Source organism: Pseudonocardia yuanmonensis (assembly GCF_039542425.1).
In the GTDB taxonomy this organism is placed as follows: Bacteria; Actinomycetota; Actinomycetes; order Mycobacteriales; family Pseudonocardiaceae; genus Pseudonocardia; species Pseudonocardia yuanmonensis.
Map to the genome: position 1 here is coordinate 228,328 of NZ_BAABIC010000004.1, position 14,534 is coordinate 242,861.

Here is a 14,534-nt window from a genome sequence, read left to right on the forward strand (position 1 = left end):
GCCAGTTGGTAACAAGTATTCGATCACCTCCGATACGGGGACGCGTCGCATGGACGGGAAGGCCGCGAACGTCATGTTCGCCGACGAGCACGGGGCACGAAGCATGAACGACGAGTCGACCACGCCGGAGCGCACCCAGGATCCGCTCGTCGACCGGGCCATCCGCCTGTTCACCTTCCTTGGCGAGGCGCAGCGGCTGCGCAGCTCCGCTGTGACCGACCTGGAGCAGTACCGCCGCGACGGAGCTGTGCTGTGGCTCGCCGATGCCCCCGACCACGGCGCAGTCCACGGCGGTGTGCGGGACGCTCCTGCCGAGGGCAGCGGAGTGATCCTCGTCGTTGATCGACTCGCTGCCGTTCCCGCGCCGGAACCTGATGCCGAGCTGGCGGAGTGGCTGACCGACCCGCCGACCGACCCGACGCGTGAACCCGAACTGCGCGAGCACCGCCTTCTCGAGGTCGAGACCTCGGAGGGCGGCTCGTTGCGGCGCCGGGTCGGCCGCGACGAGCGTCCCGAGATCGATGAGCTGTTCGCCGAGTTCCTGCCCCACTGGCGGGCTTGGGCCGAGCAACAAGGACGCGACCAGCCCGTTCGCGACTACTACAACGACCTCTTCTCAGCCCACGTCGCGGCCTCGGGCCACCCGGAGGAGCTCGAGCTGGTCGTCGGAAGCAGCCTGCTCGCCTGGACGCCGCCGACGGGGACCCGAGTCCGACGACACCTGGTCACCACGGCTGCCCGGATTGAGTTCGACGAGGACTCGGGTCGGCTGAGCGTGCTCGTCGACGATTCCGTCGACGGCTCCGCCCTCGAGCTGGACATGCTCGACCCGGGCCTTGTCGGACAGCCGAAGCTGGTGAACGAGCTTCGCGACCGCGCTCGGGACAGTGACGCGCACCCGATGGACCGCGACCGGATGGGCGAGCTCGGCCGACGGCTGACCCACCAGCTCGCCGCCGACGCCGCATACCGGAACGAGGACGACGCCACGACGCCGACCCGGACGCCCGTCACCTCGTTCGCGCCCGCCCTCCTCTTGCGCAGGCGCTCCCAGAAGGGTCTGCAGGAGATCTTCCGGCGCATCGTCGAGCAGCTGCGTGAGGCCGGCGAGGTACCTGACGGCATCCGCCCCCTCGTCGATGCCGACCACGAGCCCGCCGGCACCGCCGGTGCCGAGCACGGAGGCGGCGCGGTGGTTCGGGTGGACGACGACCCGTTCCTGCCACTGCCCGTCAACGAACGCCAGCTCCAGATCCTCAAGCGCGTGGACGGCACCGCGCAGACGCTGATCCAGGGCCCGCCCGGGACCGGCAAGACCCACACCGCCGCAGTTCTGATCACTCACCTGCTCGCCCAGGGCAAGCGGATCCTGGTGACAGCTCAGACCGACCGAGCGCTCAAGGAGGTCCGGGAGAAGCTGCCCGAGGCCATCCAGCCGCTGGCGGTCGCGGTCGTGGGGTCGTCCCGCGAGGACATGTCGGACCTTCGCGTCGCCGTCGAGCGGATCGCCTCCACCGCACAGGAACACGACGCCGACGACGCCGCCCGCGCGATCCGACGGCACCTCGACGCCGTCGACGATCTCCGCAGGCTTCGCGCCGATCTGTCACACCGCCTCCAGGAGGCCCGTGAGCGCGAGGTCGTCGAGGTCGACCTCGACGGGTACCGCGGGACCCCTGCCGCAGTCGCCCGGCTCGTGCGCGCGGGCGACGATCGGTACGGCTGGCTGTCGGAGCTGGTCTCGGCGCCTTCGGGTCCCGCGCCGGTCTCCGGGCCCGAGCTCGCGCAGTGGCGAGCGCACCTCTGCGACAGCGATCTCGTCGCCGACGAGCCCGAAGCCGGGCGCAGGCTCGTCGCCATCGACGCGCTGCCGGCCCCCGCCGCGTTCGCCGCGTCGGTGCAAGCCGAGCGACGCGCGCACGGCGTCGCCGAGTCCTACGCCGTGCTGCGAGACGATCCCGCCCACGCGCCTGCCGCGGCCCTCGACCCCGAGACCCGCCGGCTGCTGACCGCCGCCGTCGCCGGAGTGATGACGGAGGTCCGTGAGCTCCTCGCCCGTCCGGAGGCGTGGCTGCCCGAAGCACTCGGCGATCTCGCGCGCGGCCGGGGTTCCGTCTGGTCGGGTCGCCACGGCGACCTCAGCGCGCTGCTCGACCAGGCGGGCCGGATCGTGGCCGAGCTTGGACCGGCCACCTCCGTGACCGTGCACGGCGACGACATCGGGCTGCTCGTCCCCGCAGCGCGTGGAGTCGAGGACCACCTCGCCGCCGGGAACACCATCAAGCTCGGCGGCGACGGGATCCCCAAGCAAGGCATGTTGACGCCCCGCGCGGTCAAGGCGGCCGAGTCGTTCTTCGCGCGCGTTCGGGTCGACGGCCAGGCTCCGACGACGGCCGAGCAAGTGCGAGCCTTCCTGCTCTGGGTCGAGGCCGACCAGGTCCTGGACGCACTGGACCGCGCGTGGCCGGCGACCGTCGTCATCCCGGAGGAGGACACACCCGCGGAGCGGCTCCAGTGGCACCGCGCCGAGACCGTGGTGCTCGCGCGACTGCTGGAGACCGACCGGCGGCTCGCCGCCGAGGCCGCCCGCGTCACCGCGCTCGGCCTCCCCCAGCCCGCGTGGCTGACACCGCCTGCCGTCGAGCGGTACCTCGCCGTGTTCGCCGGGGTGGCCGCCGCCGAGGACGCCGCAGCCGAGACCGCCCGAATCGACGCCGCGATGGCCGCGCTCGCCGATGCCGAGCGGGAGCCCGACGCCGCCCCGGTGCTGAACGCACTCGTCGGGGCCGCCCGCAGCCGGGACGACCGCGGCTACGCGGCCGCCCACCAACGGCTCGTCCGCCTCTGGCAGGTTCGTGACCTTCTCCGCAGTAGAGACGGTCTCGCCGCCCGGCTGGAGACGGCCCCCGAGTTGGCGACCGCGCTGGCCGGGACCGCGGCCGCCCCGATCTGGGACGACCGGGTGCCCGACATCGAAGACGCCTGGCGACACGCCGTCGCCTCGGCGTGGCTCGCCGGGCAGGAGGCCGCGGACGTCAACGCCGTGCAGCGCGAGATCCTCGCCGTCGAGGAACGAATCCGTCACCACGTGACCGAGTTGTCCGCGGTGCGTTCTTGGGACCACGCCGTGGCGCCCGGCCGGCTGACGCGTGGATCCCGGGCATCGCTCGAGCAGTACGCCTCGCTGGTCAAGCGGCTCGGGAAGGGGACCGGCACCTACGCGGTCCAGCGCCGACGCGAGATCCGCTCGGCGATGGACCGCTGCCGCCCCGCCGTGCCTGTGTGGATCATGCCGCTCTACCGCATCGCCGACCAGTTCGACGTCCAGCCGGACATGTTCGACGTCGTGATCGTCGACGAGGCCTCGCAAGCGGGCATCGAGGCCTCCTTCCTCCAGTACATGGCGCCGAAGATCGTCGTCATCGGTGACGACCGCCAGGTGTCGCCCTCGGCGGTCGGGGTGGACCAGCAGGAGCTGCGCGACCTCGGCGCGCAGTACCTGCACGACGACCAGTTCCGCTCCACCTGGCAGGACCCGCAGCGCTCGCTGTTCGACGAGGCGAAGATGCGCTTCAGCGGCATGATCACGCTCGTCGAGCACCGGCGGTGCGTTCCCGAGATCATCGGCTTCTCCAACCGCATCGCCTACGAGCCCGACGGCGTGCGGCTCATCCCGGTGCGTCAGTTCGGAGCCGACCGTCTCGAGCCCGTCAAGCCGGTCTTCGTGCGGAACGGCTATGAGAAGGGCTCGTCGAGCACGCGGACGAACCCCGCCGAGATCGACGCCATCGTCGCCCAGGTCGAGAAGTGCATCGCCGACCCCGCGTACGACGGGCGCACCTTCGGCGTGATCTCGCTGCTGGGCACAGGCCAGGCCAAGGCGATCGAGAAGGCGTTGCTCGACCGGATCACGCCCGAGGAGTGGGCGGCTCGCGACCTTCGCTGTGGCGACGCGGCGGACTTCCAGGGCTCCGAGCGGGATGTCGTCTTCCTCTCGATGGTGGCCGCCCCCGGACCCGAACGCAGGCTCACCGCCCTGACCCAGACGATGTACGTACAGCGCTACAACGTCGCCGCCTCACGGGCCAAGGACCAGCTCTGGGTCTTCCACTCGGTGGACCGCAGCTCGCTGACGAATCCCGAGGACATGCGGTACCAGCTGCTGGACTACTGCTACGGCGTGGCCGACCGCGGCGTCGAGGAGCACGAGGGCGCCACGACCGGTCTGGTCCCCGAGGACATGCCCGTCGCCCCGTTCGGCTCGCTCTTCGAGCAGCGCGTCCACAACCGGATCAGGAGCCGCGGGTACACGCTGATCCCGCAGTACGAGTCGCTCGGCTACTCGATCGACCTCGTCGCCGTGGGCCCCACGCGGCGGCTCGCCATCGAGTGCGACGGCGACTTCTGGCACGGTCCCGAGGCGTACCAGCGGGACATGGGCAGGCAGCGGGAGCTGGAGCGCTGCGGCTGGCGCTTCCACCGCATCCTCGAGTCCGAGTTCTACCGAGACCCCGCGGCAGCGCTCGAACCGCTGTGGGCGACGCTCACCGAGCTCGACATCCACCCGGCGGGCTGGGCGACTCCCGTGTCGGACGATACGGACAACGTCCTCGACTTCGAGGTCGACCTCGTCCAGACCTCTCACGCCGAGGCCGAGCCCGCTTCGGAAGCCGACTCCGAGGCCTCGACGCCGGCGTGGGGCCTCCGCGCCGTCGAGGTGGTACCACCGACGCCAACCTCTCCCTCACCTGCGAACGTCGAGACCTGGACGGACGACCTCGTCGACGCCGAGCCGGGGGCCGAAGTGGTCGCCCCTGGCCGGGTGCGCCGCGCCGTCTACCAGGAGTTCCACGGCTCCACGACGCCGGTGTCGGAGGCGTCGACCAAGGAGATCATCGACGGGCTCGTCGACATCGTCGCGGTGGAGGGCCCGGTGCTCGGCAGCCGGCTGCACCACGTCTACGTCCGCTCCTCCGCGGGCAGACGAGCAGGCGCACTGATCACCAAGGCCTTGAACTCCGCCATCAGCTCGGCGATCAGGACGGGCCGCCTGGTACGGGACAACCCCCTCGGCGAGACCGGCATCAAGCCGGTCACGCTGCGCCTCGCCGATCAGCCCGAGGTCCGGGTCCGCGCCCTCGGCCCCCGCTCTTTCGACCAGGTCCCACCCGCCGAGCTCGCCGCCGTGATGGCGGAGGAGGCGGCGAGCGTCGGCTGGGCAGACCCGACAGCGGTCTATCGCGCCACGATGCAGCGCTACGACAACACCAAGCTCGGTCACGTCATCCGCGCCCGCCTCGAGCAGATCGCTCCGCTCGTCCGCTGCGACGGTGCGGACGGCCACGGTGCGACCTGAGACCGCCGTGTCACCTGTCCGTGAGCCCGCGTGAACAGCGGGTGACCGACCACCGCTAGCGTGCTCGCAGAACGATCATCCGGGGGGATGCATGGACGAGGCGGAGCACGGCCTCTTCGACCTGCTGATGGAGCGCCTGCTGGAGGACGAGGCCGCGGACGACACCGTCTCCGCGCTCGTCCTCGCCGCGTGGGCGAGCGACCAGGAGCTCACCGACGCTGTCGAAGGCCGCGGCGCACCCGCCGCGGAGCGCCCTGGAGCCGAGGTCCCCGAGCACCCGGACGTCTACCTGGCTGCCGTGCATGTCGAGGGCTTCCGCGGCATCGCGGATCCCGCGACCCTGCCGCTCAAGCCCGGTCCGGGCCTGACCCTGGTTACCGGCCGCAACGGCTCGGGCAAGTCGAGCTTCGCCGAGGCCGCGGAGCTCGTGATGACCGGCACCAGCCGCCGCTGGGAGAACCGAACGAGCGTGTGGCGGGACGGCTGGCGCAACCTCCATTCCGACGGCGAGCGCTCCGTCTCCGTCGACCTGATCACCGCGGGGACGCTCGGGACGACCCGCATCGAGAGACGCTGGGATAAGGGCGCAGAGCTCGACGAGGGCCGGTGGACCCGTCAGGCGCCGCGGGCGAAGCGTGTGGACTTCGACGGCTCAGACTGGCGGGAGGCGATGGGCACCTACCGCCCCTTCCTCTCCTACAGCGAGCTCGGCACGCTGATCGACGGCAAGCCCAGCGAGCTGCACGACGCCCTGCACCGCCTGCTCGGACTCGGCGCCCTCACCACCGCCCACGAGCGCATCAAGGCCGCCCGCAAGCGGGTCGGCGAGGCCGCTCGGTCCGCGAACGCCCAGCGGAAGGCGCTGCGGACCGAGCTCGAGGGCAGCGACGACCCCCGCCTCGCCGAGGCCGCCGCGCTGCTCAAGCCCACCAAGCCGAATCTCGCCGCGGTCGCCGAGCTGATCTCCGGGGCCGGCGAACCGGACGCCGTGTCCGCACCCCTGCGCGCCGTCGTCGCGCAACGTCTTCCCGAACCCGACGAGGTGGCCGCTGCCGCAGCGGAGATCCGCCGCCGACTCGACGAGCACGCCGCCGCCGCGACCGCGGAGACCGGTCACGCCGACCGCGTCGCCCAGCTGCTCCGCGCGGCCCTGCACGACCACGCCGAGTCCGCGACCCCGACCTGCCCGGTCTGTGGGCAGGGGACCCTCGACGAGAGCTGGCGGACCCGGGCCGCCGCCCGCGCGGAGGAGCTCGAGCAGGCCACCGCGGAGTCGCGGCGGCTGACCGCGGCGCTCGATCGGGCCGTATCGGCTGCCCGTGCACTCGTCCGGCCCCTCCCCGTTCCCGAACCCGGCGAGGCAATCCAGGCCTGGTCCGCCGCCGCGCAGACCACCGGACCCGCCGCTCTGGCCCAGGCGCTGGAGGCCGCGCACGGGCCTGCCCTCACTGAGCTCACCGAGATCCAGGCCGCGGCGGAGCAGCAGCTCGCCCACCTCGACGAGACCTGGGCACCGGTCGCGCGCAGGCTGAGCGCCTGGCACGACGAGGCAGCACAGGCCGCCGCCCAGGCCGAACGGCTCGCGGGGCTGGAGCGCGCCGACAAGTGGCTCTCCGACACCGCCGGGAAGCTGCGCGACCAGCGCCTCGCTCCGTTCGCCGAACAGTCCCAGTCGGTGTGGCAGGCCCTGCGCCAACAGAGCAACGTCGAGCTGGGCCCGGTCCGACTCGACGGCGCCGCCACCCGTCGACGGGTCGCGATGGACGTCCGGATCGACGGCGTCGACGGCGGAACCGCCCTCGGCGTGATGAGCCAGGGCGAACTCCACGCCCTCGGCCTGTCGCTGTTCCTGCCGCGCGCCACGGTGGACCAGAGCCCGTTCCGCTTCGTCCTGATCGACGACCCGGTGCAGGCCATGGACCCCGCCAAGGTCGACGGCCTGGCCCGCGTCCTCGCCGAGGTCGCCGAGTCCCGGCAGGTCGTCGTCTTCACCCACGACGACCGCCTCGCCGACGCCGTCCGCCGCCTCGAGCTCTCCGCCACGATCTGGGAGGTCGCCCGCGGCGAGCGCTCCGCCGTCGAGATGCGCCGCAGCGACGACCCGATCGCCCGCTACCTCGACGACGCCAAGGCCATGGCCTCGACCAAGGACCTCCCGCCGGATATCCGCAGCGAGCTCGTCGCCTCCTGCTGCCGCAGCGCCGTCGAGGCCGCCTGCCACACCAAGATCCGCTCGGTCCGCCTCGCCGCAGGCCACACCCACGCCGCCGTCGAGTCACTCCTCGCCGAGGCCGAGACGACGAACAAGAAGGCCACTCTCGCCGTCTTCGACGACCCGAAGCGCGGCAGTGACCTCCTCGGCCGCATCAAATCGGGCCTCGGCCCGGACGGCGTCGACGCCTTCCAGAAGTGCAAGAAGGGCGCGCACAAGGGCCTGACCGGCGACCTCCATCCCTTCGTGAAAGACGTCAAGAAGCTCGCGGAGTGGTTGCAGAAATGAGCCATGACGCCTTCCGTCGCCTCGCCGTCGCCGACCGGATCCTGAAGGAACCGGAGCTCGTCGAGCACGGCGCCTGGCCCCGCACCTGCACCTGGCTCATCCGGCTCGCCTTCGAGCACGGCCTCGACGACTTCTGGGCGACCCACGACCCCGCCATCGCGGAGGTCACCAGGCGCGCCCAACTACTCACCCTGACCCGCACTATCGACCAAGACCTCGGCTCCCGCGCCACCGAGCTCTGGCACACCCTGAGCAGAGCCGCCCACCACCACGCCTACGAACTCGCGCCAACAGGCCCCGAGCTCCGCTCATGGCACCACGACGTTCACACACTGGTCACCACACTCGCCGCTCCCCCGAAGAGGACACCGTGATCAACTCAGCCAGCCAGTACCCGGTCCACGCCCTCTTCAGTACCGAGAGCAACATCGTCTACCGGATCCCGCGCTACCAGCGGGAGTACTCCTGGCAGAAGAAGGAGTGGGAGGACCTCTTCCAGGACCTCGTCGAGGCTGAGGGAGCTCATTTCCTCGGCACCATCATCACGCTGAACCAGACCAAGGACGCCGTCGACAGCACGGTCCTCGAACTCATCGACGGCCAGCAGCGCGCCACCACCTTGACGCTCCTGCTCTCCTCGATCTATTCGATTTTCAAAGAGCACAGGGACGAACTCGACGACGACGCGCAGTTCGCCATGATCAGTCTGGGCAAACGGCTGGTGCTCCCGGGCGGACACCTTCGTGTCACGCCACAGACCCAGGGCAAGAACCTGGACGACTACCGTCGTGTCCTCACGATCGCAGGGCTCAAGATCGAGTCGGTCCAGCTGCCGTACTTCCCGATGCGCAGGATCCACAAGTGCTTCCAGTACTTCCGCACGGCGATCGCGGAGCTGGCCGAGTCCGAAGGCACTACCGCCGTCGAGGCCGCCGAGCGCGTCCTGCACACGGCCCAGCAGGCGATCCTGGTCAAGATCGAAGTGGCCAGTCATGCGGACGCCTTCGTGCTGTTCGAGTCTCTGAACAACCGCGGGATGCCGCTCACGCCTGTCGACCTCATCAAGAACCACCTGCTCGCCGCGTCCAGCGGAGACGGCCTGGACGTCGACGACGCGTTCAAGATGTGGAACGAGATGCTGTCGAACCTCGGCGACACTTACTCGACCCACGAGCGCTTTCTGCGTCATTACTACAACGCCTTCAAGGCCGAGCTTCCCGAGGTACTCAACGCACAGGTCGCGACGAAGAGCAAGCTGATCGGCATCTACGAGAAGCTGCTCAGTGGCGACCTCCGCGCGCGCATGGAGGCACTCGTCACCGCGAGCGGCATCTACGGCCGCGTGACGTGCGTGACCGAGCTCGACGAGCCGACAGAGCTGGACGACGCTCTCCGCAAGCTCATGCGGGCCCAAGGAGCTCCGTCGTACATCCTGCTGATGTGGCTGTTGTCCAAGCGGGACGAGTTGAAGGTCTCCGACGACCATCTCGTCGCGGTCGTTCGTCGCCTGACCAGCTTCTTCGTCCGACGCAACCTCACCGGGTTCCCGCAGACCTACGGGCTGCCGACCCTGTTCATGGGCATCGTCGGGAACGTCGTGGGGCTCACCGGTGACGCAGTGGTCGCCAGGATCGTCCGGGACCTCGTCGCCGTCTCCTCCAGTGACGCCGAGTTCCGTGACCGTCTCGAGGGCCCGATCTACGACGAGAATTCGGACGTCACGCGGTTCATCCTCGTGTCCCTCGCCGAGCACGCGATGACGAAGGAGACGTGGCGGGACCTGTGGGTGCAGGAGAAGGGCCACTACACCTTCACGATCGAGCACGTCCTGCCCCAGGGCAAGAACCTCCCGCAGGCCTGGGTGGACATGCTCGGCGGCCCGGACGCCGCGACGACGGTGCAGGAGGCCCACGTCCACCGCCTCGGCAACCTGACGATCACGGCCTACAACAGCACGCTCGGCAACAAGTCCTTCGTCGATAAGCGCGATCGCACCGATGCCCGTGGACTGCACATCGGGTACCGGAACGGCCTCGCTCTGAACACCGGTCTGGCTACGAAGGACTCGTGGACGGCAGCCGACATCGACGCCCGCACGCGGGAACTCGCGGCGCAGGTCGTCTCGCGCTTCCCGCTGAGCTGAGGCGTGAACGCGCGGACGCGACGAGGCAGAGGTCGGCTCAGAAGGGCGGTTCGTCGTCGATCGGCGGGGCCGTGTCGGTGTCGGTAGTGGCACGAAGATCGGGAGGTTCCCGGCCCGCGCTGTACGGGCGATAGTCGTGGGGCGGCTGGAGTAGCGGTGGCCGGTGGGAGTGACCCAGGTGATCGTCCCGTCCGGATGGGCCAGGACCTCCCACCTGCCCTGTTCCTTCAACAGGTTGTGGTGCTTGCAGTGCCCCACGAGGTTCGCCGCGCTCGTTGCGCCGCCGTCCGCACAACGCACCCGGTGATCCAACTCCGAGTCGATCGCCCGCCTGCGACAGATCGGGTGCCGACACACCTGGTCCCGGGCCCGTACGAAGTCCGCCAGGGCCCTCGGCGCCCGGTAGGTCTCGCGGCCGTGGTCCAGCAGCGACCCGCTCACGGGGTCGGTGACCAGCCGTCGCCACACGCCGTCCGCGGCGGCCTCGCGGGCCAGGTCGGCGGGGATCGGGCCGTACCCGGTCAGGTGGCCGGGCTGCTCGGAGGCCCCGGTCAGCGTGTCCAGACCCACCACGACCTGCACCAGGGCGGTGCCCGCACCGGGGGCGGGAGACAACGAGCCTGGCTCGCGCTGTTCCAGATCGGTCAGGCTCAGCCGGCCGCGGAGCAGGTCGACCACCAGGTCCGCGCGGCGCTGGTCGAGACTCCGCTCGTCGTCCTCCATGCTGCGGGCGAGCCGGGTGAGCAGGTGCCAGATGGCGTCGGCCTCGGTGGCGGGCACGACCGCCCGTAATGCGACCATGCCCTCCTCCTCGGCATAGACGTCCACCCGACGACCGCTGCGAGCCTGCCGGTGTCGCTCGTTCGCCCCCTCCGGATCGAGCCGCATGGTCGCCGCGCGGATGTCGGCCCGGAGCATGGAGTAGGTCTGCGTTCCGGCTGTAGGCAGCACGACGGCGGCGACGGCGCGCGCCTGCGCGTCGGGCAGGTTCAGGGTCAGATCGTGGATGAGCTGGGCCCGGTAGGAGTCGATCCGCCCCTCGTCGAGCGCCTCCATGACCTCGGGGAACAGTGCGTCAAGCCGGGCGGCCTGAGCCAGTGCGCTCTTCGCGGTGAGCCGCGACATTGACAGCGCCAGACCCAGCTCGTCCGGCGCCCACCGGGATGTCGGGAACACCATCGGTGCGTCGTCCTCGCTGGTCACCCCGGGCTCGTCACCAGGACGACGCCGCTGCAGCTCCGCGATCAACCGGGTGCGGCGCGCCGCGTGGACACGGCTGAGCCGCTCCTGCTCCACGATCGCCTCGACCAGCTCCCGATCGTCCAGGGTGGACGGCCGGCGGGAGCACTTCCCCGATCTCACCGAAGAGGAGCGCGAGCGCAGGCTCCACGCCACCGACCTCGTCCACCACGTCGGACAGCACGGCATCGGAGGACCAGGGCAGCGCGCCCTCGTCCAACCCCAGCTCCCACTCCGACATGCACCCGACGCTAGCCGAACACACGTTCGAGGAAAGCTGACTGCGACGAGCGGTCGTCTAGAGCCGACGACCGGTCAGGCGGTGAGATCGAAACGCTCCCCGAGGGTGTCGAGGAAGTAGTCATGGCTGGCCGACTCCGGCCACAGCGCTTCGAGTCGGCGGAACCCGGCATCGTGGCCTTGGCCGGGGAGCAGGTGATGGACGACCTCGTGCCAGATCAGGTACTCGAGGACGCCGTCCGGCACCTGTGCCGGGTCGACACGCAGCATCGAGCTGACCCAGATCTTCGGCTCACCCCGGCGCCTCCCCGCCATCCGCGGCGCCCACCGCGCGAAGGCTGTGCGGTCGACGTCGCGCGTCCAGCCGATGTCGAGTCGAGTGCCGAGGAGATCGCGATAGACGGGATCCTCGTCGGCCACGAGCTCCTGAGCCCGCGTGCGCACTCTGTCGAGCAGTACGGAGAGGTCCCGCTCGGCGACGGCGACCAGCTTCTCCCCTCCGCTCCCGGGCCGGACGTCCTCCGGGTCGATCCTCCCCGGCGAGGCGAGTGCGAAGAGTGCCTGGTGGACGGCCTCGTCGAACGCCTGGAAGCTCGGGTAGACGGCTCGGGCCAGGCTCGTCTCGAACCTCTCCTTCAGCCAGGCGTGCTGGTCGAGGGGCGACATGGCCCTGTCGGCGAGGTCGGCCGCGATGGCTCTGACGTCGACCATGACCTGCAACGGCTCGAGCGGCGGCGCGACGCCCTGCGACCGCACGAAGTCGAGAACGGCTTCGACGTCCCGGCGCAGCGGACGCGGGATGGGCAGATCCTCGAAACTCTCCATCGCCTTCGCCACCGACACGTGGTTCCCCGCCACCTCCGACTCGACCAGCGCCTCGTAGCGGCGCTGTGTGTGGTCGAAGACGGGCGGGCTCAGTTCGTCGAGCCGGTAGAACCCGGTCAGCCTGAGGCTCCTCACCATCGGCACCGTGGAGGAGCCGCGATGACGCTCCACGCAGGCTCGCAGCACCCGCGCGACGACGTCCTCCGGAACGTCCACCCCGCTCGCCTCGTCGACAATCCTGGGGAGCCGGTGGAGCCCGTCAGTCTCGCCCCGGGGCGGCTCGGGTTGCCCGGTACCGAGCGGGATCTCGATCGGACGCAGGACGTCGACGTCCTCGTCCCACTTGTCGCGGACGTCGACGATGTGCGCGAGAGCCTCGCCGCCCGCACGCGGACCCCTCAGCACCCGCCCGATCATCTGGCGCAGCAGGATCCGGCTCGTCGTCGGTCGAGCGAGGAACACCGTCCGCGCGTCGGGAAGATCCACACCCTCGGTCAGCATGCCAACGCTGACCAGCACCGTCGGCTGCGTTGCCTCACGGAACTCGTCGAGCACCTCGCCACGGGCCCTCCCCGACCGCGTGTGCACGACCAACGTGGGTGCGCCCTGCTCCTCGAAGAGCCGGCCGAGGTGGTCGGCATGCGCGATGTTCACCGCGAACACGAGAGTCTTGCCCCACTCCTCTCGCCGGTTCGACCACGTCTCGACGATCAGATCGTTGCGTCGGGCGACGTCGAAGCGGCGCAAGAGGTCGGCGGTGAGATCGCCCTTGCCGAGCTGGGTGCGCTCCTCGTCGCTGAGCTCGACTCGCTGTGCGGTCTCGACACTGTGGTGCACCGGCCTAGCCAGGACCCCGGACCGGACGAGCTCGGCCGGATCGACCTTCGCCAGCACCCGGGGGAAGCGTTGGCGCAGCTCCATCGTGCCGCCGTACCCACTCGGCCACGGAGTGGCGGTGAGACCGACGAGCATTGGCTGACAGAGGTCGTCGAGGAGGGTCAGGACCTGAGCGTAGGTGGGCGCGATGGCGTGGTGCGCCTCGTCGATGACGACGATCGTCCGGCGGCCGCCGACGAATTTCTGGATCCGCTTCCGCGTCCCCGCGTCGAACTTGCCGCGCAGGCTCTGCCGGGTCACGACGGCGATGTCGAGAGCCTCGCTCGCGAGCGTCGTCGCGACATTCGCCCCGCTGTGGATGCGGCGCAGGGTGCGCTCGACGCCGAGCGGCAGCGACCGGCCGACCTCGACGAAGGTCCACGCAGCCTGTTCCACGAGTTCCTGCCGATCGGCGATCCACAGCACCGTTAGGTCGGCGTCCTTGCTCATGCGCTGCAGGAGCCAGCGGACCATCGTGTAGGTCTTCCCGGCACCCGTCGGCAGGATCAGGAGGCCTCCACGGTCGTCGGAGGCGTCGTCGTCGAGGAGCGCGTCCATGGCACTCCACGCCTCTCGCTGATGCGGATACGGCTCACGCGGGTCGGTCGCGCCCGCACCCGTGATCCGCCATTCCGATGCGTCCCGCTCGCTCTGGGGCGCCGACGTCGTCAGAACCGGGCGACGATCCTTGTTCCTGGCGATGAACTCGCGCCGAAGAACGGCCTTGAAGTTGTCCGTGCGGCGCCGCGCTCGGAGGAAGTCGACTCGCTCCTGCGTGGTCCGGAGCACCTCGTCGCGTGCGTCTCCGGTGAGCCCGTGCTGCACCAGATTGACGATCTCGGCGAGATCCTGCGCTCCGAGCGTGGGCAGCCACTGCTCGCGCATCGGATCGATCAGGTGATCCATCAGCTTCGCCCGGGGTGGGGCGCCCAGCGCGACCTCGGCCAGTACCGGCAGATCCTCATCGGCCCGACGCGCGAGAGCCTCCACGCTGTCACGATCCTGTGCGGCCCGGTACACGCTCAGGAGCATCGCTCGCGCCACAGGCGCCGGGACGACGTCCCAGGCGAAGCGGGAGACGAGCTTGGTCGACCCAGCGGTAGGTGGCTGCACCGTGACACCGTCCCAAACCCGTCACCCCGTGCCGGCCGGGGCCCGCGAGCATCACCCGATAGTGAACCCTTGTGAGCGACGGGTGACCTCCCCCTCTAGGTTATGAGGGCACGATCTTGGGGGGCTGGCTGGTGTATACGGCCATAGTCTCCCCGCACGGAGGGGAGAGCCGTCATCACAACGACCAGTGACTCCGAGGTCAGGACGGCGCTCGCGCCCGGCTCCGTCGTGGTGGTACGGGA

At 70.4% G+C, this 14,534-nt stretch carries 5 protein-coding genes and 1 pseudogene; 4 read left to right on the plus strand and 2 right to left on the minus strand.

Annotation, left to right across the window (positions count from 1 at the left end; translation table 11 throughout):
* Window positions 1–49: 49 nt before the first annotated feature.
* The 4 genes from ABD990_RS07695 to ABD990_RS07710 all read left to right on the plus strand — a co-directional run bounded on the left by ABD990_RS07695 (window position 50) and on the right by ABD990_RS07710 (window position 9,999).
* A complete protein-coding gene (locus ABD990_RS07695; protein WP_345379342.1) occupies window positions 50–5,356 on the plus strand; it encodes an AAA domain-containing protein in 5,307 nt (1,768 codons plus the stop codon).
* Between the two features lie 91 nt (window positions 5,357–5,447).
* Window positions 5,448–7,856: an AAA family ATPase gene (locus ABD990_RS07700; protein ID WP_345379343.1), complete on the plus strand. Its 2,409-nt coding sequence runs from the start codon at window positions 5,448–5,450 to the stop codon at window positions 7,854–7,856.
* The gene (locus ABD990_RS07705; RefSeq protein ID WP_345379344.1) at window positions 7,853–8,230 is read left to right on the plus strand and encodes a hypothetical protein; all 378 of its coding nucleotides are present in this window, start codon (window positions 7,853–7,855) and stop codon (window positions 8,228–8,230) included. Before ABD990_RS07700 ends, ABD990_RS07705 begins: the two co-directional genes overlap by 4 nt.
* Window positions 8,227–9,999, plus strand: a complete 1,773-nt coding sequence (locus ABD990_RS07710) for a DUF262 domain-containing protein (protein WP_345379345.1) — start codon at window positions 8,227–8,229, stop codon at window positions 9,997–9,999. Before ABD990_RS07705 ends, ABD990_RS07710 begins: the two co-directional genes overlap by 4 nt.
* 420 nt (window positions 10,000–10,419) lie before the next feature.
* Here the strand turns inward: ABD990_RS07710 and ABD990_RS34320 are convergent.
* Together ABD990_RS34320 and ABD990_RS07720 are read right to left on the minus strand one after the other, a co-directional pair.
* Window positions 10,420–11,427, minus strand: a pseudogene (locus ABD990_RS34320) (DUF222 domain-containing protein); the annotation flags it as partial.
* A gap of 126 nt (window positions 11,428–11,553) precedes the next feature.
* Complete coding sequence (locus ABD990_RS07720; RefSeq protein WP_345379347.1) at window positions 11,554–14,169, minus strand: DEAD/DEAH box helicase; 2,616 nt, start codon at window positions 14,167–14,169, stop codon at window positions 11,554–11,556.
* Between the last annotated feature and the right edge of the window lie 365 nt (window positions 14,170–14,534).